We start from the raw sequence: 268 nt of genomic DNA, 5'->3' as shown, positions 1-268 counted from the left end.
TATCTGGTGGTGAACAACAACGCGTCGCGATTGCTCGCGCGTTTATGAACGATCCATCACTCATATTAGCAGACGAACCAACCGCATCACTCGATTTCGAGCGCGCAGTACAAGTCGTCGAAGTTATCCAACAGCGCGTCAAAGAAAACGGCGCAGCATGCATCATGATCACGCATGATCAGCGCATTTTCAAATACGCAGATCGCCTATACATCTTAAAAGGCGGCAAGTTACAAGAAGAAAAAATACAAGATAAAGAAAGCGCATA

The 268-nt window shown here is 45.9% G+C and carries 1 protein-coding gene; it reads left to right on the top strand.

What is annotated here, in order from left to right:
- The coding region (locus tag HMPREF3029_RS06710) for an ATP-binding cassette domain-containing protein (RefSeq protein WP_144265434.1) at positions 1–268 on the top strand (268 nt) is incomplete at both ends.

This window comes from Nosocomiicoccus sp. HMSC059G07 (assembly GCF_001815515.1).
GTDB lineage: Bacteria > Bacillota > Bacilli > Staphylococcales > Salinicoccaceae > Nosocomiicoccus > Nosocomiicoccus ampullae_A.
The sequence above is the reverse complement of the archived record's forward strand: the minus strand, read 5'-3'. Positions and strand labels throughout refer to the sequence as shown.